This is a genomic window from Fodinicola feengrottensis (genome assembly GCF_039530045.1).
Lineage (GTDB): Bacteria > Actinomycetota > Actinomycetes > Mycobacteriales > HKI-0501 > Fodinicola > Fodinicola feengrottensis.
In genome coordinates, this window is sequence record NZ_BAAANY010000008.1 from 142,192 (window position 1) to 162,110 (window position 19,919).

Genomic DNA, 19,919 nt, shown 5'->3' on the forward strand with positions numbered 1-19,919 from the left:
GGTCCCGAGGGCGGTGGTTACGGTCTGGGAAGCTCGCGAGTCCGCACCGGGTGCGGGCGGCCGATCGGAGGGCGGGAGATGACGGAGACACTGGTCACGCCTGGGGCGCGACCACTGACGGCGACGCACGAGAGTCTGGCCTTGGGGGTGCCGCGGTCCAAGGTGCGGACGATCTTCGCGCTGGCGCTGACCGGCGGCATCGCGGTGCCGCCGCGACGTGGCCGGGAAATCTACTTCGGCCGCAATCGTACGGACGTGCATGTCTGCCTCGGTGAGGACGACCCGAAGGTGAGCCGTCGGCACGGCACCCTCACGCACCGAGATGACCAGTGGTGGGTGGGAAATCTCGGCAAGCTGCCGATCCGGCTGGCCGATCAGCGGCTGCTTTTCCCGGGTGAGGAAGAAATCCCGCTGCTCGAGGGCTACACCCCGATTTTCCTGCGTGGCTCACGCAAACGCGAGCATTTGCTGGAACTCTACGTCACCGGACCGGACGGCGCGAAGCCGATTCCCAAGCATGAGGACCACACCCAGCCGCCACGAACCTGGCGACTGCAGGCCAACGAGCGGCTCGCGCTGATCGTGCTCGGCCAGCGCTACCTCTCGCACGAGCCGTATCCGCAACCGCTGGCATGGCGCCAGACGTACGAGCAACTGGCCGAGCTGCAACCGACCGAGGGCTGGACGCCGCGCAAGGTCGAACATCTGGTCGCCTCGGTGCGCGACCGGCTGTCCCGGGCCGGTGTCAGTGGCCTGCTCCGCGAGGAGGTGGGCGAGCCGGTGGGCAACTCGCTCAACCACAACCTGATCCAGGAGCTGATGTTCTCCACCACGCTCGTCCCGCGCGACCTGGCCCTGCTGGAAGACCTCGACTGACGGTGTATAGCTTGACGCGTACATAACCAACTGGGTATGTTCGGGTCATGGCAACCGAAGATGGGACGTACGTCCAGGTTGAGGGCCGGCCGGCGGTGCGGTTCCGCCGCAACTTGCGGCACCCGGCGGCGAAGGTGTGGGCGGCGATCAGCGAGCCGAGCGAGTTGAAGCACTGGTTTCCGGCCGCGGTGACGATCGAGCCGCAGCAGGGCGGCACGATCACCTTCGGTGACGATCCGAACGTGCCGGACCGCAAGGGCGAGATCCTGGTGTACGAGCCGCCCCGCCGGCTGGCCTTCACCTGGGGCGCTTCGGAGCTGCGGTTCGAGATCGAGCCGGACGGTGACCAACGGTGCTGGCTGACGCTGATCGACGTACTGGAAAACACCGACACGGCGGCCCGCAACGCGGCCGGTTGGCACGTTTGCCTTGCTGAGCTGGACAAAGCGATCAACGGTGAGCCCGGCGGCGGCCCGCACGCCGACACCGCCGAGCGGTGGCACCCGCTGTACGAGGCGTACGTCGCCGGCGGGATGCCTTCGGGCGCGCCGATTCCCGGGCTGTGATCGCGGGGTTATGGTGTCGCCATGCGCGACTCGGTAACCGTACGGATGGCGGCTTCTCCCGAGCAGGTCTGGGAGCTGGTCAGCGACATCACCAACACCGGCAGGTTCAGCCCGGAGACTTTCGAGGCGCAATGGCTCGGTGGCGCCACTGAGCCGGCGGTGGGCGTACGGTTTCGCGGACACGTCAAGCGAAACGGGCGCGGCCCGATCTACTGGACGACGTGCCGGATCGTGGCCTGCGAACCGGGCCGGGAGTTCGCCTTCGTGGTGGAGGCCGCCGGCCGGTCCATCAACACGTGGCGGTACGAGTTCCAGCCCGCCGATGACGGCACCGATGTCACCGAGTCTTTCGAGATGACCAACACCCCGGCGGTGCGGCTTTACTGGGCGATGTTCGGCTGGACGCGCGGCAAAACCAACCGGAACGGCATGCGTACGACCCTGGAGCGGATCAAGGCCGTCGTCGAGGAGCCAGTCTGACAATCCGGCCCCACGGCTTGAAAACCGACAGGACCGCGGAGAATGCCAGCAACGAGAAGGAAACGACCGGCGGAAAGAGCAGGCTGGTGCCCACCTGACCGAGGCTGGCCCGTACGACATCGCCGGTCGCCCCGAAAGTGGCGAGCTGACTCGCTTGGGCGACACCGGGGATAAGCGCCACGAAAACCAGCACCGTCATCGCCAGCCCAATCACGAGTTTTGTCAGCACCCACCAGTGTTTCAGCAGTCGCCAGTGGGTGCCGAGGCCGAGCGCGACACCGGAGCCGACCATCAGCAGGCTCAGCAGTCCAACGCCGACCGGCACCACGACCCCGATGGCGACGAAACAGCTGGCCGCGAGCCGACCGTCTGACGTGGTCAGCGCGGTGACGACCATCGAAAAGAGGCCGATGTCCAGGCCCATCCAGCCGACGCCGGACAGAATGTGCAGCAGGAGCACCGTTTTCCGGACTGGCACCGAGAGGCGGACCGCAGCTGTCATAGCTCCGATGGTCCGCCGATCCGCCCTGTCAGTCGTCGGGCCGAAGGCGGCTTCGGCGCTAGCACTTCGAGCGTAGGCACCGGCTGCCGTCCTACGCCCGCCGCCGTACGCAGCCTCGTGGTCGTCTTCAGGTTCCCGGGAACTTTTCCGGGTGGGCCGACGACATAGGTCTTGGGAGGCCACGGCCTCACCAGTCCGATGGCAACGGCGGCGTCGGCACCACACGCTGCCGTACGAAAGGTTTCCCGCTGTCGTGACCCGAAGATCGATTAGACTGGCCCAGTCGCCACCGCTGCCGTCGTACGGTCCTCCGTCCGGTGCTGGCCGTTTCCCCACTGTTGGGAAAGGGGCCGTGTGATTCCGGTGCGGATCCGGGACCAGTTCCCGGCCCTGACCGGGCAACCGGACGTGGTCTATCTGGACAGCGCCACCACCACCATGAAACCGGCCCGGGTGATCGACGCCGTCTCTTCCTATCTTTCCCGGGAAACCGGCAGCGTTGGCCGCGGCACCCATCCATGGTCGACGCGGGTGACCCGCGAGGTCGAGCGGGTACGCGAACAGGTGGCCCGGTTCGTCGGGGCGAGTGGTCCGGACGAGATCGTCTTCACGTCCGGCGCCACCGCGGGGCTGAACGCGGTCGCCCTTTCCTGGGGACTGCCGAATCTGCGCGACGGTGACGAGATTCTTTTCAACCCGGTCGATCATTCGTCGAATGTGGCGCCGTGGCGGAACTTGCAGCGGATCCTGCGCCGCCTCGGCGTTCAGGTGCGGCTGGTGCCGTACGAGATGACCGGCGCCGGTGAGATCGACGTCGAGGACCTGCTGGGAAAGGTCACTCATCGGACCAGAATTGTGGTGGCCACCCACATCCACCACGTCTTCGGATCACTGAGCGCTCTCGATGACCTGAACCCGTCGATCGTGCGATGCCTTGACTGCAGCCAAAGTGTGGGACACGTGGACGTGGACGTACAGCAGCTCGGGGTGGATTTCGCGGTCTTCTCCGCGCACAAACTCTTCGGGTCACCGGGAGCCGGAGTGCTTTACTGCCACCGCCGCGTGCACGATAGACTCGATCCTTTCCTGCCGGGCGGTTCGGGCCGTACGACCGCAGGGCTGCCGGCTTTGTTGGAGGGTGGCACGCCGAACATTCCAGCGGTGCTGTCGTTGGGAAAGGCCATCGACTTCGTGGCGGAAGTCGGCATTGACCGCATCGCCGAGCATGTCCGACTGTTGACCCGGCTGGTTGTCGAGCGGCTGCGGACAGTGCCCCGGCTGGAGTTTACGCCAGGCCCGGCTTGGAGCAGATGTGCGGCCGGCTACGGGATTGTCTCGTTCCGGCTGCCGGAGATCTCCGCCAGCGATGTCGGTTTCGCTCTCAGCTCGGAGAATTTCTACGTACGCACCGGAAACCACTGTCTACCGGAAGGGGCGGACTTCGAGGACTCTGTACGGGTGAGCCTGCATCTTTACAACACCGAAGCCGAAGTCGAGCGGTTCGCCGACTTCCTGGGGCGCGTCGCCAAAGGGATGGTCTGAAGGATGTCCGGGTTAGGCTACGAGAAATACGATCGGCAAGCGGCCTCGCGCATTCTGGCCGGGTTGGCCGCGACCGGCCTTTTCGCCCCCATCGGGGAAACCGGCCGCCAGCGGATCGCGTATGCCGAGGTCGAGCTGCGGCCGGAGCCGGACAGTCACCTGACTTTTGCCCAGTTGGGTTACCTTCAGGCGTACATGCGGCCGTGTTCGCCGGAGCAGGTCACCAGCGCCACCCACCGGATCAGTTGGGACGACAGCGAGGGAATCCCGAACAGTGGCCATTACGGTCCGTCGGGTTTTGGTCCCATCGTGCCGATAGCTGTCCGGGAAACTGTTCTGCACCTGTGGCGCGAGCTGGCCGCGAGCCCAGCGATGGCTGGACAGGTGGGCGAGGACGACGAGGCTGTGCTCGCCGCGACGACGACCGACCAGGAACCGCTGGAGATCTTCCGGGTCGGGATCGAGGCGACCGGTCGAGCGTTGACCCAGCACGCTCTGATCGCCGACCAGACGCCATACGAGACCCCGGAGGATTTCGTTCACGGGTTGGTCGACTCGGGGATTTTCCAGGCGGTGGCGAGCCAGTGGTACTGGGAGCTGCAGGCGTCCACGTACCGGCGCGGGATGATCCCGGTCAGTTTCGTGACGCAAGCCAACGGAACAGTGCGCTATTCACCGCGGTCGTTGACCACCTTGCGGCAGATGAAGGAACAGACGATCGCGGCCGCCCACACGGTGATGCGGCGGGCGACCACTGTCGAGGGGCTTACGGTCGCCGACGCGGTCCAGAAGTATTACCACGATTTGGACGAAATCTCGAAGCAGTACGCGCTGATGGGCGAGCACGAGCAACCGCGGTGCCTGGCCGCGATGAGTCACGTGATGGGAGATGAGAAGGTCGCCATCCTACCGATCGTGCTGCCGCGGTTCGTCGCCGAGTTCGTCCGCCAGTTGTCCAATGTGGACTTGGTGGCGCTGGCGGTGGACGCGACCACGGAGTTGATCACCGATCCGCAGGAGCGGATTTTCCACGTCCCGGACATGAACTGCAAGCACTGCATCTCCACCATCACCGGCCTGCTGGAGTCGATGAACATCGTCGTGCTGGATTCCAGCCTGGTCACGAAGAAGTTCACCGCTGGGTTCCATGCCACCGACCAGCGGGAGCGGGCGTTCGACGCGATCAGGAACTCCGGCTACACGGTGATCCCACCGGGACGCGCCTGAGAAAGTGCACAAACTCGCACCCCGGATCCATCCTGCGGTCCGGTCCTTGCTCACCCGCGGCGATCTGCTCGGGTCCTTCGGCACGCCCGCCAATGTGGTCTTTCCCCAGGTTTTCAAGGAGAATGTCGAGTCCTTTCGGGAGACGCTGGCTCGTTATCCGGTGGCCAGCAGGCTGTTCTATGCGCACAAGGTCAACCAGTCGACCTCGTTCGTACGAGCCGCCGCCGAGGCCGGCATCGGAATCGACGTGGCTTCGGTGGGGGAGCTGCACCACGCGGTCGCCGCCGGATTCGACTCCGAACGGATCGAAGCCACCGGGCCAAAAGGGGCCGCCTTCCTGTGGGAGCTGACCCGTACCGGCGCGACCGTGAACGTGGACAATCACTGGGAGCTGACCGAGGTGGCCCGGGTCGCCCACCAAGCCGTGCCCGTGCTGCTGCGCTTGTGCCCGTCTCGCGGGCGTACCAGCCGGTTCGGGACGGCGGAGTCGGGCATGCCCGCGCTCCTGGACACGATTCTCGACCATCGCGAGGTTCTTGACCTGCGAGGATTCTCCTTTCACCTGGACACCAACGATCTCAAGGAAAAGGTGGCCGCGATCGATGCGTGCCTCCGACTTTTCGAGTCCGCGTACGCCCGCGGGCTCTCCCCTCGGGTGCTGGACATTGGCGGCGGCTTCCGGCAGGTCTTCGCGGCGGACCCGGATGGTTTCGATCGGTATGTCCAGGCACTCAAAGCCGGCCTCGCCGGCACGGCGGAATCGCTTTCCTGGGAGGGAAACACCTTCGGCTACCGCGACCTGCGCGGGACGCCGACCTTTCATCGGTATGCGAACACCGCGACCGGGACGGACCAACTTCGCGAGATCCTGGACAGCCCGCTGCCCGGGCAGGGCGGCCGGCCAGTCGCGCAGGTGTTGTTGGAAAACATGATCGAGCTTTGGCTGGAGCCGGGGAAGGCGCTCGCGGACCAGGCCGGCGTCACCGTTACCGGCGTGGAATTCACCAAAACCGTGGGGAACGAAGAAACACTGGTGAGCCTGGATGTCAGCCGGGACCGGATTTGCCCGGCTGACCAGGAGGTCATGCTCGACCCCGTTGTCATCTATCGCGCCGACCCACGTACGTACGATGATCAGCCGGTGGGGGTCTATTTCGGTGGAAATCTCTGCCTTGAGCGGGATCTGGTCTACGAGCACAAAACCTGGCTGGAGAGGCTGCCGAAACCCGGTGACCTCGTGGTTTTCGTTAACACCGCTGCGTACCAGATGGACCTGTCCGCCGCTGAGGGCCTGATGCACCCGCGGACACCGAAGGTCGCCGCGGTCGAGAGCGACGGGGAGTTCAGGATCCAAGCGGAATCGGGGAGAGACGAATGCTCTACACCGACATCACCGAACTGATCGGCGACACCCCGTTGTTGTTGCTCGACAAGCGGGTGCACGGCCTGTCCAATGTGGACCTCTATGCCAAGCTGGAGTTCCTGAACCCGTTCGGCTCAGTGAAAGACCGGGTGGCCTGGGGAATGATCCGGGACGATCTCGCGGACATCGTCGAGCGTGGCCTGACGCTGATCGAGGCTTCCAGCGGCAACACGGCCAAAGCGTTGCAAGTGCTGGCGGGGATGCGCGGGCTCACCTTGGAGGTGCTCACCAACCGGGTGAAGGTGCCGGAGGTCCGGGACGTGCTGGACGTGCTGGGCAGCAAGGTGCAGGAGCTGCCGGGCCTGTCCGAATGCCCGGACCCGACCGTGCCCAACGATGTATTTTCCACCATCGAGTCGATCATGGCGGCGAGCCCCGGAGCGTACTATCACGCATCCCAGTACACGAACGAAAAGAATGTCGAAACGCATTACCGGGACACCGGCTCGGAGATTTTCGCCGACATCGGCCCGGTCGACTTTCTGTTTGGTGGTCTTGGCACCACCGGCTCCACCCGCGGCATCGGCACGTACTTGCGGGAAAAGAATCCGGCCCTGAAGACAATCGGTGTGGTGTCCACGAAATATGACTTCATCCCCGGGATCCGGTCCGCGAACGAGTTGTGGGACGTGGGCCTTTTCGACCGTGGTTTCTACGAGAAGATCGTCGCGGTGGACTCCGCCGACGCGGTGGATGGCGCCGTGCAGTTGGCTCGCCGCTATGGCGTGCTGGCCGGGCCGACCAGCGGCGCGACGTACTTCGCCGCGGTGGAACACCTTCGGGGTGAGCCCTCAGCCGAGCGGCGAAAGGCGGTGCTGATCGTCTGTGACCGGCTGGAGTGGTATTTGTCGTACGTACGCAAGCGCCGCCCGGAGATCTTCGGGCTGGCCCGCCGCCCGTCGGTCCGCGATCTTCCGCCCGACGTGGTCGCTCCGGAGATCGGGGTGGATGCGCTGGAACAGTTGTTGGGCAGCGGAAACGCGATGCTGGTGGACACTCGCGGCAGCATGGCGTACCGAATCGGCCACATTCCGGGAGCGGTCAACATCCGCGACGACCGGCTCGACGACATGCTCGCGGACGGCGTTCCTTTCCCGCCCGGTCTGCAGGTGGTCTTCGTCTGCCCGATCGGTGAGTATTCGCGGCGAGTCGCCGCTTTTCTGAGCCAGCAGGGCCATCGCGCGGCCAGCCTGACGGGCGGGGTGGTGGCCTGGCGGGACGCCGGGAGGAAGCTGGAGCCGGGAGCCTGACCGGGCCTGTCGAAATCCCGATGGCGGCTCCGATCTTCTGGTGATAGGGCTCGATCACAGACAGGAGAACGCGGTGACGAACACCCAAGACGTGCGGCCGTTCCAGATCGATATCCCGCAGGCGCAGCTCGACGACCTGCGGGAGCGGCTGGACCGTACCCGCTGGACGGAGGAACTGGCCGACGGCGGTTGGGACTACGGCGTGCCCGTCGCGCGGCAGAAGGAGTTGCTGGACTACTGGCGGTCCGGTTATGACTGGCGGGCTTGGGAATCGCGGCTCAACAGCTATCCGCAGTTCACCACCGAGATCGACAGCCAGAACATCCATTTCCTGCACGTGAAATCGCCGGATCCGGACGCCCTTCCGCTGATCCTCACACATGGTTGGCCGTGCACCTCGGCGGAATACCTCGATGTCATCGAGCCGCTCACTCATCCGACTGAGGGCCCCTCGTACCATCTCGTGATCCCTTCCCTGCCGGGCTACGGATTTTCCGGCCCTACCAAGGAAAGAGGCTGGCACAGTCGGCGTATTGCGGCGGCGTGGGCCGAACTGATGCGCCGACTGGGCTACTCGTCGTACGGCGTGGTGGGTAATGACATTGGCTCCCAGGTTTCCGTCGAGCTGGGCCGGCTGGTGCCGGAGCAGGTCGTTGGTGTGCACGTCCAGCAGATCTGGTCGTTCCCGCTGTCAGAAGCCGACCGAGTGGGACTTTCAGAGCAGGATCTGGAGTATCTGGAGGGCCACGAGACCTTCGAACGGGTTATGGGCGCGTACAACATGTTGCAGTCGCAGCAACCGCAGACCCTCGCGCACGCCCTCGCGGACTCGCCGGCTGGCTTGCTGGCGTGGAAAAGTCAGCTCCAGCGCGCCCTGGACGCGGACTTCATCCTCACCAACGTGATGATTTACTGGCTGACCGGCACCGCGGGCTCGGCGATGCGTCTCTACTTCGAGCAGACCCAGCTGGACGCTGGGCCGCGACCGGAGCCGACCACCGTGCCGGTCGGCCTGGCGCAGTTCGCCGACGACTTCCACTCGATGCGGCGGTTTTCCGAGCGTGACCACAAGAACATCGTGTCCTGGCACTCGTACGAGCAGGGCGGCCACTGGGCTGCCCACGAAGCGCCGGATGTGCTGGTGGCCGATATCCGCGAGTTTTTCCGGCAGCTGCGTGCCAAAATGGGGTCATGACTGGCACGAAAGACTGGACTGATTGGCACCGATCGTACGCGGACCCTGACTCAGCGCTGTCTCAGCGGCTGCGGGTCGTTCGGGGCTTTTTGCAAGACTGGCTGGACGAGCGGCCGGAGCGGCCGTTGACGGTGGTGAGCGCGTGCGCCGGGCAAGCGGACGACCTGCTCGGGGTTCTTTCTCAGCGTGCGGACGCCAGCGGAGTGCGTGTCACGCTCATTGAGTACGACCAGCGCAACGTCGACATCGCCGCCGCGGGTGCCGAGCGGGCCGGGTTGTCGGTGGCGGCTTTGTGTGCGGATGCAGGAGAATTGGCGTCGTACGCGGGCGCGGTGCCCGCCGACTTGGTCTTGATGGCCGGCGTGTTCGGGAACATCAGCGATGCGGACGTGCGGGGCACCATCGCCGCGCTGCCGCAGTTGTGCGCCGCTGACGCGACCGTGATCTGGACCCGAACGCGGCGAGATCCTGACCTGACACCGCAAATCCGTGAGTGGTTTGCCGCGGCGGGTTTCGCGGAGCGCGCTTTCACCGCGCCAGAGGAGGTGCTTTTCGCTGTCGGCGTCAACCAGTTCGCCGGAGTCCCGCAACCATTGCCGGCCGCGGGAACGTTGTTCCGGTTCTTGAATTAGTCCACGGCGCCGAGCCACTCCTGGCTGAATGTTCGTTGTTGATCATGGGACAATCCCGCACTTTTCGTTATGAAAGTGCGGGATTTCCCATGATCAACACCAACCGCCTATTAAGGCGGGTTTGTTGTAGGTGCTGTGGTGTACTTCGGCGACGACGCGTCTATTCGGTCGGACTAGTGGGGAATAGCGCGCCACGGGCGACGGTCGCTCTGGTCGCGATACTCCTCGATTGCCAGTGCCACGTCCATGATGGTACGGGTATCTGCCAAGCGGTCGATATACCGTACGTTGTGAGCAAGGGCGAGAAGGTCGACCGCGAAATACAGGCCCATCAACGGATTGACGAACAGCTCGCTCCCGGACGTACGGGCAGTGAAACCGACATTGCCGAATTCGCCTCTGAGCGCCGCCGCTATCTGGCCGTTGACGATGCTAGGCCGCAGTGGAGTCATCGCCTGGGCGTAAGCAACCGCATCGAGATAGGCCTGAGCCTCGGCGGAGCGCGAGGGAATGGAGAAGGCGCCGAGGTAGCTGCCGTCGCGATCCAATGCGGCGAGATTTTCCAGCACCTGCGCATGGCAGACGCCGTGGTACGCGTCGATGCCGAATCCCAGACACACCACCAGCCGCTCGACCTCGTCGATGCCGGCTACCGCAGCCAGGCTGGTCATATCCTCTTCCGGGGTGCCGAGCCCGGCTTCGTCGCCGCGCATCAGAATGTCGGTGCCACCATCCACCAAGACGATCGCGTCGACGGCAAGATGCTTCACCAATGCCTGATACGCAGATCGCAGCGGCCACACCCCGGTGCGCTCGAACGCGTACACCGTGGACGGCAACTCTCGGGAGGCGAGCCATCGCGCCAGCACACGCTCCGGAAAGTAGTCAGGGCTGCCAGCCGTGTCAGGACGAATCGAGGCAACTCCGGGGTGCGGCCAGTCGTCGAGATCGACCTGATTCAGATCGCTGAACGTCAGGTTCGCGAGAAAGACCTGCTTGCCCAACTGTCGAAGGGAAACGGCCAGCGGAAGTCCCGCATAGACGTCGAATCCGCCGCCGGCTCCGGCGATCAGGACCCGGTCTGTTCCACGCAGTCGGGTGAACAGCGGCGGTTCAGTTAGGGAGAACACCACTCGATGGTAGGCGCGGAGCGACCGACCCGCCGACTTTTACGGGACAGAGCTGATGCTGTCCGCTTCGATCGTGAGGATGAGCCGGACTTGGTCGCGGCCGCCGTACCACTGGTACGGGCCGCCGGTGTAGCGCTGGGAGAGTTCCTCGATGTGCTCCGCTCCGCCTTCGGCGGTGCTGCTGATCACCCGCCCGCGAACGGCGTAATAGCGAAACGGCTCGGTGGCATCGGCGATGTTCAACGCCACTCGTGGGTCGCGCTGGATGTTCTTTGTTTTCTGGAACCCCTGCACGGTGTTGATGATGATGTTTTTGCCGTCGGTGTCCACCCAGGTCTGGGTGAGCTGCGGTGAGCCGTCGGGCATTGACGTAGCCAGGAAACACAGGCTCGGCCGTTTCAGTAGGTCGACCAGATCGTCGGGGAGATCCATCCATGATCCTTTCGGTTGACTCCACCTTATCCGGTCACGCTGGCGGCACCCGTTTCGATGTGGCCGACGAATCGGCGCGACCAGGTGATGTCGGTGGAGACGGTCACGGTGAAGTCGTACCAGCCGTTGGTGAAGGCGACCGCGTTGAAATAGTCGCTGACGGTCTGGCCGGCACCCACGGTGTAGGTCCAGGGGCCGTCCCCTCGATAGTTGTTCGAGGTGGCGGTGAAGGTGGTCGGCGACGTGGAGCCGTTGACGAAATCCAGCCAGAGGGCGAGTTTTCCAGTGCTGGCGGTCACCGCGATCCGGGAGCGCGTCTCGACGTTTTTGCTGACGCCGGTGGCGTTGCCGCGGAGTTGGCGCAGGAAACGGTTCGGTCCGACCACGCTGAAGTCATAGTAGCCATTGCCGAAACTGGGGCCGCAGTTGAAGAAGTCGGTGATCGAGCCGTTCGCTCCGGTGGCCGGATCGTACGCCGGCACGGTGTATTGCCACGGGCCGCCGGTACGGAAAGCGTTGGCGTAGACGGCGAAATGGGCCGGTTTGGTGGCCAGCGGGCTCTCGTTCGAGAGGGCGATGTTCACCTGGATGAGGTTGTTGGCGCCGTACGTCCATGAGGAAACCGAGGCATTTGTCTGGTACGGCAGGGCTCTGGCCGGCTTGGTGCCGGACTCCTGTGGCGGCAGCGCGTTGTTTTGCGGCGACGGATTGGGTTTGAAGGTGCATGTCGAGCCGGCGATCGCGGCGCCCGGCGTGGGCAGCGAGGGCAGCCCGAAAACAGGGTTCGCGAAGTCGAAAGCCGAGGTCAGATTTCCGCAGACCGAGCGCCGCCAGGCGCTGATGACCTGGCAGTTCGCCGGTTTTCCGACGGCCGCTGACCAGGTTTCCATGAACCGGATGACCGAGGTGTGGTCGAAAACCTCGGAATCGACCCAGCCGCCGCGAGTCCACGGCGAGATGGCGATCATCGGCACCCGGAAGCCGAGCCCGACCGGTGTTCCGTTGACGAACTCGCCGGTGGTGCCGGCAGCTGGCGACGGTGGCGGGACGTGGTCGAAGAATCCGTCGTTTTCGTCGTAGTTGAGGAAAACGACCGTGCTGTTGAAGGTGTTCGCGTCGGCGGCGAGGGCCTGCAAGAGGCCGCTGACAAAGCGTTCGCCATTAACTGGTGGACCAATGGGGTGTTCGGACGTGATTTGGTCGGTCACCACCCACGACACCTGCGGGAGAGTGCCACCGACGACGGCGGCTTTGATCGCGCCGAGAATGTCGTCGGGTGTTTTTCCGGTGGTGGCCGGTACGCTGCTCATCCCGTTGTCGTAAAGGGGAGATCCGGCTTTGGCGGCGGCGAACTGCTTGAAATAGGCCAGTGCGTTGTCGCCGTAGTTGTCCTTGGCATTCTGGAAAACTCGCCAACTGATCCCGGCGTTCTGCAGCGCTTCAGCGTAGGTCTGCCAGGTCAGCCCAGACTCGTCGCCGCCGTCGTACGCCGGGCTGCCGTATTGACCGGCGGCGTCAATCATCCCGCTGAACAGGAAAGTACGGTTCGGGCCGGTCGCGGTCAGTCCCGAACAGTGGTAAGCGTCGCAGATGGTGTAAGCGTCGGCCAGCGCGTAGTGGAACGGCAAGTCACCGCGGTCCAGATAACCGAGGCAGCCGATTTTGTTCTTGGCCGACATCCAGCTGTCCATTTTGCCGAGATTCCAGGCGGCGTGCTGATCGGACCACGCATGCGAGATGTCGCCCTGGCACTGGACGAGCGTCTCGGCGTCGCTGGACGAGCCGCGCAGCGGGAACGGATACTGCCGGCCGCTGCCACGTGGCTGGTTGAACACCGAATATCCGCCGCCGAGGGTGATCGTGCTCCGGTCGGCGAAGCCGCGTACGCCACGCATGGTTCCGAAATAGTGGTCGAAGCTGCGGTTTTCCTGCACCAGCACGACGATGTGTTTCACATCCGCGATGGTGCCGGTGGCCGCGGCGGCCGGCGCTGCGAACGCTGTTGACGATCCCACTCCCGCGAGTGCGGCAGCGCCGGCGCCGGCCAGGAACGTCCGTCGACTAATCTCAGCCATCGCGGCCTCCGCGGAGTACGTGCACGATAACGGGCCAGCACAGTCAAACCGAGCCACTCGACAATGCCATGAGCAGCAGACGAGATGTCGGTGAACAGGTGGCCGAGTCCGGCCATACTTCGCTAGCCCGACGCGGTCACCGCATCCGTACTTCCGCCGCGGCGATGTGGCCCGCGAGCAGCACGGGTTTGCTGGACCCCGGCGCGATCCGGTAGAGGCTGTAGTCGATCGGCTCACGGGTGAGCGTTGGTTTCTGCTCACCGGCGGTCAGGTAGACCACGCCACCGTCGGCGGGTGCCCATTGGCCGACCCGACTACATGAGACCGACTGCCAGCCGGCGAAGTCCAGGGGTTTGTCGTCGGTGAAGGGTTGTAGTTGCCTTTTCCAACTGGACGGAACCACACCTTCGATCTCGTCAGAGTACGAGCAACTGTCCCGAATGCCATCGGTGACCGCCATCCAGCCGCCATACAGGACATCGCCTTCGAAATGCAACGAGGTGGCGAGGCAGGTGCCGTTGACAACGGCGTTCATGTACAGCTGTTTCAACGCCGCCTTGCCGGTGGCGAAGGTACGTTTCAGGTCGACGACCCGCAGGCCGACGCCATCGAGGCAGTCAGCAACACCTGACGTCACAAGGAAATTGCCGTCGGCCGACACAGCGACGTGTCCGAGCATCGGGCCGGCCGCGTCAATCAGGTCGATTGCCGAGCCGCGTGGGTCCAGAGCCAGCATGCTCTGGCCGCCTCTGCCCTTCTGGACGATGGTGTGATCGCCGGCTTGCGCCACCACCCGACCGCCGCCGATTTTGTACGTGTCCGTGGGCCCTTGGATTCTGGTTTTCACCGTCAGCGTCTGCGGGTCGTAACCGGCGACCACGATCGTCATCAGTGGGCCAACCTGTGTCATCACCAGGTTCTTGGCGGTGAAAGCGGTGCCTTTACAGGAACAACTGACCGTACGTTGCACGCCGGTCTGGGTGTTGACGGTGGTGAGGGAATGCTCGTCGGCGGAGGCGAACCAGGTTCCGTCGGGACTGAAGGTCATCGACGGGTCGTCGTCCAACGGCCGGCCGACGATTTGTTGCACCGGCACCGAAGTGCCGTCCTCGCGAGCCAGCCGAACCTCGGTGTTTCGCTGGCCCTTCCCGGTGGAGAGATAGGATGCGACGAACGGGCTGCCCAACGGGCGCGGGGTGACCGACCAGATGTTGTCCCCGAGCTGCGCCGGCTGGTTGAAATAGCTGGGCAGACCCTGCAGTTTGAGAGTGAAAGTCTCGGGATGATCGGGATACGGCTCGGTGTAGATATCTACGCCGAACTGGGTCTTCGCGACCATGCCTCGGCCGTCCGCCTGCTTGGTCCAGGTCCGGCCGGTTGCCGGGTTGGCGAGTCGCCAGAGCGCTGGCTGGGCCGTGTTTTTGTCGTTAGGGCACGCATCCGGCCCGCCGCGCCAGCCGGCCACCAGCGCCACGTTGTCGAAAGCCAACGAAGTGGCGACGCCACCGTCGGAGCCCGATGGCGAGTCGATCAGCCGCACCGACGGCGAGCCGCTTTCGGGCAGTTGGGCGAAACCGATTTTCGCGGCTGGGTAACAACCGTTCTGAAGTGCGAACGCCAGTCGCGTACCACTGCGGTCCAGCACCACCTGGGAGAACGGCGCGGCCCCGGTGGAGGTGGCCAGTCGCACGGCCGCACCGGACTTGTCCACGACGTAGAGATTTTCTTGCTGGGTAGGGATTGTTTCGAGAGCGGCAGCGATGATGACCCGGTCGTCGTGCGCGGCGACCACTCGAATTTTGGTCATTCTCGGGTCGACGCCGGTCAGTGTGACCGTACGCACACTGCTGCCGGTCGAGTCGTAGTACCCGAGTTTTTGCTGGGCGTCTCCGGTGACCACCTGCCCCTGCCCGGTGAAGGCCGCACCCGTACAAGCGCAGTCGACCTGCGCTGGTGCGAACGAGCCAGTCTTAACGATGGAGAGCGTTTTGCCATTGGCAGTCGCGAAATTCGTCCCGTCGGCGCTGAAAGCGGTGACGGCGGTGGCGGGCTCCGCAGTCGTACCCACCGGAATGCGTTGCCCGGCCGCGGTGGCCAGCTCGATCGCGCCGTCGCCGTTGCCGTCTGGACGGGTCACATAACCGGCCACCACCTGGGCCAGCGGGTCGTCCACCGGTACGTCCGGGTGACTGTCCAAAAAGGACGATGCGGCGGTCGGTTTGAGCAACCCCCACCCGAACGCGTCGGTACGTTGACCTTCCGGGACATCCTTGGGAGTCACCGCGGACTCGGTGATCGCCCGCCGGATCGCGGCCGCGCTGGCCTGCGGGTGGCGGGCTCGCAGCAGCGCCGCGGTGGCGGCCACGAAAGGCGCGGCCATGGAGGTGCCCGAATTCTCGCAACGGGCCCGTGGGCCGTCCTCCCGGGTCAGGCAGGTCGACCAGATCTCCTCGCCGGGCGCGGCGACATCGACTGTCCAGTTGGCCGACGAACTGCTGGACCGGCGGAGCTTCTTGTCGAAATTCGCGACTGACAACACGTTCGGATAGGCGGCCGGATAGTCGACTTGGTTGGCCTGTGGGCAGATCGGTTTGCCCTCGAACGTACCTCCGCCGGCCTTGCCGCAGTTTCCAGCGGAGGCCACCAAAACGACCTGTTGCCGCTCCGCGTAGAGCACCGCGGCGAGGTCGGTGTCGCTGGGCTCGGGCCCGCCGAGTGACATGTTGATCACGTCGGCGCCAAGATTCACCGCCGCCACGATGGAAGCGGCAATTCCGTGGTCGTGCGTCGAGTCGCCGCCCCAATACTGCGCGTCGATGAGCTGAGCCTTCGGCGTTAGGCCGACCACGCCTTGCTTGTCGTCCTTCGCGGCGATGATGCCGGCCACGTGAGTGCCGTGGTTGTCGTAGTCTCCCTTGAAAATCGTGGTCGGCCACGGCCGCGCCACCACTTTTTCCAGGTCGGTGTTGGCGTCGTCGATTCCGGTGTCGACAACGCCCACCTGGACCGGCGCGGCGCCCTGCGGCCACAGTTTTCTTACGTCGGGACCGTTCAACATCTTGTCGGCCCACTGGTCGCCCTGATCGGGCTCGCCGTACTGGCACGGCGCCGCGGGGAGGTGGCAATACCAGGGCCGCGGGTGCGGCGCGAGGGTGGGTTTGCGGTCCGCGGCCACCACATCCGCGGTCTTGCGCAGGGCGCCGAGCCGCGTGTCGACCTGGCCGGTCGCGACGACCTCGCTGTCAATGACGAGGCAGGTGCCCTTCATGCGGGCGATGGTCAGAATCGTACGACCGGAGCCTCCCGCACCCTGCTGAGTCCCTTGTGGACAGGCCGCGCTGGGCTTGGCCTGACCGAGAAGTTTCTCGTTGACGCGAACCGTGTGACCCTGTGGTACGGGCGGCAGATCGGTTGATCCGCTGGTGGACCAGACGACGGCGACCACCACCGGCACCGCCACCACCGCCGCACCGGCGACGATCATCCAGGTCACAAGCTTGTTCGGTCTGGCCACGGGCGCCCCTCTCGCTCGCCGCGCACCCTACCGGGCCGACCTTATCGAGCGGTTTGGCGCTCGCTGACTATTTCGTGGCGCGCCACACCTCGCGGTGTTCGTCGACGAATGCCCGCAGAGTCCGGGCCGGGCGACCGGTGAGTTTCGGCACCACGTCGCTGACCACGTCGTCGCTGCCGGCGCTGACGATTGCGTCAATGGAGACTCCGCCGCGGGCGTGGGCTTCGGGCAGACCGGCGGCGATCGCCCGCTCGTACCGCTCCTGGGGGGTGAGCTTGACGTGGCGGATCTGGCGGCCGGAAGCCGCGGTGATCATTTCCGCGACCTCGTCGTAGTCATGCGTTTGCGGGCCCGTCAGCAAATAGTCGGTCTCGCCCGCTGTCTCTGCCGTGAGAAGGTGCGCGGCGACCGCTGCGATGTCCCGTACGTCGATGAATCCGATCCGTCCGGAGCCGGTGGCCGTGACGATCTCGCCACGCTCGTGCAGCCCGGCGTAATAGGGATGGCCGTTGATGAAGTTCTGCATGAACCAGGTCGGCCGCAGGACCGCCCATTCCGGTACGGCCCGGGCGATCGCCTCCTGCAGTTTGGTACGGATCGCCGCCTGGGCTGGCGGGGCCTGGGCCGCTCCCAGCAGCACGATCCGCTGGACGCCGGCCGCGCTCGCCGCGGCAAGAAAGGGCGTGAGCAGGGCGTGGAAGTCAGGGGCGAACGTCGGGGGCAGCAGATACAGCCGGTCGACTCCCTTGAGCGCCTCGGCGTACGTGCCCGGGTCGTCCCAGTCCAACAACGCGTGCTCAGCGCTGGAACTGTCCGGCCGATGCCGGCTCGCTGTGCGTACCTGGGCCCCGGCCTCGGCCAGCAGCGCGGCCAGCGGTCGCCCGGTCCCGCCGGTGCCGCCGGTGATCAAGATGGTCGTCATGACGTGCCTCTGTTCTAAACGGAACGGTTACCCCGTTTAAGATACGGAACGTGCGCCCCGTTTGTCTACTCGAGGAACTCGCGGGCCAGGCGTTTGGGCGCGCGGCAGAGCCAGGCCTCGGTGAGCAGCTCGGTCAGTTCGTCGATCGTGATCCGGTCCAGTCGTACGAGCACCGCTGGGTAGCCGGTGAGATGCGGAATGGTGAAATAAATGTCCGGGCGGTCGGCCAACAGCGCTTCCTTGGCGCCCAGATCGGGCACTCTCGCGCCCAGGATCGGGCCCTGCGGCGCGGTGTCGCCGAGCGCCGCGAGGTCTGACTTTCGCAGCGGACGCTCCCATCCGAACAGTTTGTCCTTGACTCGCCACGCCGGCAGTGCGTCGTAGCTCGGTTTTTCGGTCGCCTCGGGCAAAGCCAGCGCGATCTTGCGTACGTCATCCCAGGTCGCCACGGTGAGTCCGGGCCGGTCCGGTCGGCCGCGCCCGATCTCCTTTCGTCCGTACGGATTCTGGCAGACAAATGCCTGTCTTTCCTGGTAGAGCCTCGGTACGGTACGCAAAGGCCGGCGGAGGGGGCGGGCATGGGGAATACCGAGTTGGTGCCGACTCCGGCGGGAAACGCCCGCATCACGTGGTTCGCCGCCGACGAGCCGCGAGCGGTGGTGATGCTCGGGCATGGTGCCTCGACCGGCATCGACGCGCGCGATTTGCAGTGGCTGGCGACCGTCCTGCCGCGGCACGGCAGCACGGTCGCCTTGGTGGAGCAGCCGTGGCTGGTGGCCGGCGGACCGGGCGGAGTGGACAACGCGAGCCTGGATGCCGCCTGGCTGGCGGTGCTGCCGAAAGTGGCCCAGCCAGGATTGCCGTTGATTTCCGGTGGGCGCAGCGCTGGTTCGCGAGTTGCCTGTCGTACGGCCAAAGAAGCGGGCGTCGACGCGGTCCTCGCGCTGGCCTTTCCCTTGCACGCATACGGTCGACCGAACGAGATGTGGAATCTCACCGAGCTGACGGGCAACGGCCAGCCCACGTTGGTGGTCCAGGGCGGCCGGGATCCGTTCGGCACGGTTCGCGAGTTTCCAGCCGTGCCACCGAATGTCGAGCTGGTCGAGGTGGCCGGTGGCGACCACGTGTTTTCGGTGCCGGGAAACCAGGAAAAGGCGCTGGCGACTATCTCCGATGCGGTGTTGTGCTGGATAGGGAAAGTCTGCTGACGAGATCGGTCAGCGCCGGCCCGAGCGCAAGGTCGACGCGCGCTGTCGCATGCGGGTCGCCGCGGGTTTCGCCGCGGTTCACGATGAGCACCGGCTTGCCGGCTTTGGCCGCGTACCGGACAAAACGCAGGCCAGACATCACCGTCAAGGACGAACCCAGGACGAGCAACGCGCGGGAGTCGTCGACCATCCGATAGCATTCTCGCACTCGGGAAGGCGGCACGTTTTCCCCGAAAAACACCACATCCGGCTTGAGCAGTCCGGATCCGCAGGACGCGCAGTCGACCAGTTGAAATCGTCGTACGTCCGCGTCGTCCAGCTCCACATCGCCGTCCGGATTGATCCGGCTGGTGGTCGCGTCGAAAGTGGGATTTGCCTGTCGCAACCGGCTATCCAGGTCTTCGCGCGGGCTGGTCCGCCGGCAGTCCAGGCACACGACCCGATTCAGGCTGCCGTGCAGCTCCACCACGTCCGGGGTGCCGGCGGCCTGGTGCAGGCCGTCCACGTTTTGGGTGATGACACCGGAAAAATAGCCACCTGCCCGCAAAGCGGCGACCGCGTGGTGGCCGTCGTTGGGATCGGCGCGGGTGATCGTCCGCCAGCCGACGTGGCTGCGAGCCCAGTAGCGCCGGCGGCCGTCCGCGCTCGCGACGAAATCCTCGTACGTCATCGGGGTGTGCCGGCGCAGACTGCCCTGCGCGCCCCGGTAGTCCGGGATTCCCGACTCGGTGGACAGCCCCGCGCCACTGAGCACCAGGACCTCGCCGCCGGCGACCACTCGGCAGACCTCGTCCAAGCTGGTCGTCCGTGGCCAGGATTCGCCAGTGGATGCCCAGGTCAGCGTCGGTCGCGTCCGCACCCCACGGAGTTTACGTACGATTCGGCCGTACGGGCAGGCTGCCAGGGCGTTGGTCACCTTCGGCCTGAATCGGGGGGGGGGGGGGG

General features: G+C 65.3%; 18 protein-coding genes. 10 read left to right on the plus strand and 8 right to left on the minus strand.

What is annotated here, in order from left to right; all coding sequences use genetic code 11:
* Window positions 1–78 precede the first annotated feature (78 nt).
* The 3 genes from ABD301_RS10380 to ABD301_RS10390 are packed head-to-tail and all read left to right on the plus strand — an operon-like array spanning window position 79 to window position 1,922.
* Window positions 79–876 carry an FHA domain-containing protein gene (locus tag ABD301_RS10380; RefSeq protein WP_344309314.1) on the plus strand — a complete coding sequence of 266 codons (798 nt, stop codon included), beginning with the start codon at window positions 79–81 and terminating at the stop codon, window positions 874–876.
* Window positions 877–923: 47 nt separating this feature from the next.
* The gene (locus tag ABD301_RS10385) at window positions 924–1,442 is read left to right on the plus strand and encodes an SRPBCC family protein (RefSeq protein WP_163572581.1); all 519 of its coding nucleotides are present in this window, start codon (window positions 924–926) and stop codon (window positions 1,440–1,442) included.
* Between the two features lie 21 nt (window positions 1,443–1,463).
* The gene (locus tag ABD301_RS10390) at window positions 1,464–1,922 is read left to right on the plus strand and encodes an SRPBCC family protein (RefSeq protein ID WP_163572582.1); all 459 of its coding nucleotides are present in this window, start codon (window positions 1,464–1,466) and stop codon (window positions 1,920–1,922) included.
* Here ABD301_RS10390 and ABD301_RS10395 read toward each other — a convergent pair.
* Window positions 1,894–2,424 (minus strand): hypothetical protein, encoded by a 531-nt coding sequence (locus ABD301_RS10395; RefSeq protein ID WP_163572583.1) that lies wholly within the window; start codon window positions 2,422–2,424, stop codon window positions 1,894–1,896. The genes ABD301_RS10390 and ABD301_RS10395 overlap by 29 nt on opposite strands.
* Before the next feature lie 354 nt (window positions 2,425–2,778).
* Between ABD301_RS10395 and ABD301_RS10400 the strand changes: the two genes are divergently transcribed.
* The 6 genes from ABD301_RS10400 (at window position 2,779) to ABD301_RS10425 (ending at window position 9,693) form a co-directional block, all read left to right on the plus strand.
* Window positions 2,779–3,966, plus strand: coding sequence for an aminotransferase class V-fold PLP-dependent enzyme (locus ABD301_RS10400; RefSeq protein WP_344309317.1), 1,188 nt, complete (start codon window positions 2,779–2,781; stop codon window positions 3,964–3,966).
* Between the two features lie 3 nt (window positions 3,967–3,969).
* Window positions 3,970–5,193 (plus strand): heavy-metal-associated domain-containing protein, encoded by a 1,224-nt coding sequence (locus tag ABD301_RS10405; protein ID WP_163572584.1) that lies wholly within the window; start codon window positions 3,970–3,972, stop codon window positions 5,191–5,193.
* Between the two features lie 4 nt (window positions 5,194–5,197).
* The gene (locus ABD301_RS10410) at window positions 5,198–6,595 is read left to right on the plus strand and encodes a type III PLP-dependent enzyme domain-containing protein (RefSeq protein ID WP_344309320.1); all 1,398 of its coding nucleotides are present in this window, start codon (window positions 5,198–5,200) and stop codon (window positions 6,593–6,595) included.
* Complete coding sequence (locus tag ABD301_RS10415; protein ID WP_344309322.1) at window positions 6,568–7,866, plus strand: pyridoxal-phosphate dependent enzyme; 1,299 nt, start codon at window positions 6,568–6,570, stop codon at window positions 7,864–7,866. The genes ABD301_RS10410 and ABD301_RS10415 overlap by 28 nt, the downstream gene beginning before the upstream one ends.
* A 73-nt stretch (window positions 7,867–7,939) precedes the next feature.
* The gene (locus ABD301_RS10420; protein ID WP_344309324.1) at window positions 7,940–9,061 is read left to right on the plus strand and encodes an epoxide hydrolase family protein; all 1,122 of its coding nucleotides are present in this window, start codon (window positions 7,940–7,942) and stop codon (window positions 9,059–9,061) included.
* On the plus strand, window positions 9,058–9,693 hold the full coding sequence (locus tag ABD301_RS10425; RefSeq protein WP_344309326.1) for a class I SAM-dependent methyltransferase: 636 nt from the start codon (window positions 9,058–9,060) through the stop codon (window positions 9,691–9,693). Before ABD301_RS10420 ends, ABD301_RS10425 begins: the two co-directional genes overlap by 4 nt.
* A gap of 173 nt (window positions 9,694–9,866) precedes the next feature.
* Here the strand turns inward: ABD301_RS10425 and ABD301_RS10430 are convergent, their stop codons facing one another.
* The 6 genes from ABD301_RS10430 to ABD301_RS10455 all read right to left on the minus strand — a co-directional run bounded on the left by ABD301_RS10430 (window position 9,867) and on the right by ABD301_RS10455 (window position 18,215).
* Window positions 9,867–10,826, minus strand: coding sequence for a DUF1152 domain-containing protein (locus ABD301_RS10430; RefSeq protein ID WP_344309328.1), 960 nt, complete (start codon window positions 10,824–10,826; stop codon window positions 9,867–9,869).
* Between the two features lie 36 nt (window positions 10,827–10,862).
* On the minus strand, window positions 10,863–11,255 hold the full coding sequence (locus ABD301_RS10435) for a TIGR03618 family F420-dependent PPOX class oxidoreductase (RefSeq protein WP_163572587.1): 393 nt from the start codon (window positions 11,253–11,255) through the stop codon (window positions 10,863–10,865).
* A gap of 26 nt (window positions 11,256–11,281) precedes the next feature.
* Complete coding sequence (locus ABD301_RS10440; protein ID WP_344309331.1) at window positions 11,282–13,330, minus strand: phosphocholine-specific phospholipase C; 2,049 nt, start codon at window positions 13,328–13,330, stop codon at window positions 11,282–11,284.
* 136 nt (window positions 13,331–13,466) lie between these two features.
* On the minus strand, window positions 13,467–16,844 hold the full coding sequence (locus tag ABD301_RS10445; protein ID WP_344309333.1) for a S8 family serine peptidase: 3,378 nt from the start codon (window positions 16,842–16,844) through the stop codon (window positions 13,467–13,469).
* A 67-nt stretch (window positions 16,845–16,911) separates the two neighbouring features.
* A complete protein-coding gene (locus ABD301_RS10450; RefSeq protein WP_344309335.1) occupies window positions 16,912–17,766 on the minus strand; it encodes an NmrA family NAD(P)-binding protein in 855 nt (284 codons plus the stop codon).
* 65 nt (window positions 17,767–17,831) lie between these two features.
* Entirely contained in the window at window positions 17,832–18,215 is a 384-nt protein-coding gene (locus ABD301_RS10455) for an MmcQ/YjbR family DNA-binding protein (protein ID WP_163572592.1), read from the minus strand.
* A gap of 129 nt (window positions 18,216–18,344) precedes the next feature.
* On the opposite strand from ABD301_RS10455, the gene ABD301_RS10460 reads away from it, so the two are divergent.
* Window positions 18,345–18,974, plus strand: a complete 630-nt coding sequence (locus tag ABD301_RS10460) for an alpha/beta hydrolase family protein (RefSeq protein WP_163572593.1) — start codon at window positions 18,345–18,347, stop codon at window positions 18,972–18,974.
* On the opposite strand, the gene ABD301_RS10465 is transcribed toward ABD301_RS10460, so the two are convergent.
* Window positions 18,931–19,833: an NAD-dependent protein deacetylase gene (locus ABD301_RS10465; RefSeq protein WP_344309338.1), complete on the minus strand. Its 903-nt coding sequence runs from the start codon at window positions 19,831–19,833 to the stop codon at window positions 18,931–18,933. The two genes, ABD301_RS10460 and ABD301_RS10465, sit on opposite strands and share 44 nt — an antisense overlap.
* Between the last annotated feature and the right edge of the window lie 86 nt (window positions 19,834–19,919).

Excerpts from the sequence above, each read along its gene's own strand:
- ABD301_RS10380 (WP_344309314.1), top strand. The coding sequence starts at position 79 with ATGACGGAGACACTGGTCACGCCTGGGGCGCGACCACTGACGGCGACG.
- ABD301_RS10385 (WP_163572581.1), top strand. The coding sequence starts at position 924 with ATGGCAACCGAAGATGGGACGTACGTCCAGGTTGAGGGCCGGCCGGCG.
- ABD301_RS10390 (WP_163572582.1), top strand. The coding sequence starts at position 1,464 with ATGCGCGACTCGGTAACCGTACGGATGGCGGCTTCTCCCGAGCAGGTC.
- ABD301_RS10395 (WP_163572583.1), bottom strand. The coding sequence starts at position 2,424 with ATGACAGCTGCGGTCCGCCTCTCGGTGCCAGTCCGGAAAACGGTGCTC.
- ABD301_RS10405 (WP_163572584.1), top strand. The coding sequence starts at position 3,970 with ATGTCCGGGTTAGGCTACGAGAAATACGATCGGCAAGCGGCCTCGCGC.
- ABD301_RS10415 (WP_344309322.1), top strand. The coding sequence starts at position 6,568 with ATGCTCTACACCGACATCACCGAACTGATCGGCGACACCCCGTTGTTG.
- ABD301_RS10425 (WP_344309326.1), top strand. The coding sequence starts at position 9,058 with ATGACTGGCACGAAAGACTGGACTGATTGGCACCGATCGTACGCGGAC.
- ABD301_RS10435 (WP_163572587.1), bottom strand. The coding sequence starts at position 11,255 with ATGGATCTCCCCGACGATCTGGTCGACCTACTGAAACGGCCGAGCCTG.
- ABD301_RS10440 (WP_344309331.1), bottom strand. The coding sequence starts at position 13,330 with ATGGCTGAGATTAGTCGACGGACGTTCCTGGCCGGCGCCGGCGCTGCC.
- ABD301_RS10450 (WP_344309335.1), bottom strand. The coding sequence starts at position 17,766 with ATGACGACCATCTTGATCACCGGCGGCACCGGCGGGACCGGGCGACCG.
- ABD301_RS10460 (WP_163572593.1), top strand. The coding sequence starts at position 18,345 with ATGGGGAATACCGAGTTGGTGCCGACTCCGGCGGGAAACGCCCGCATC.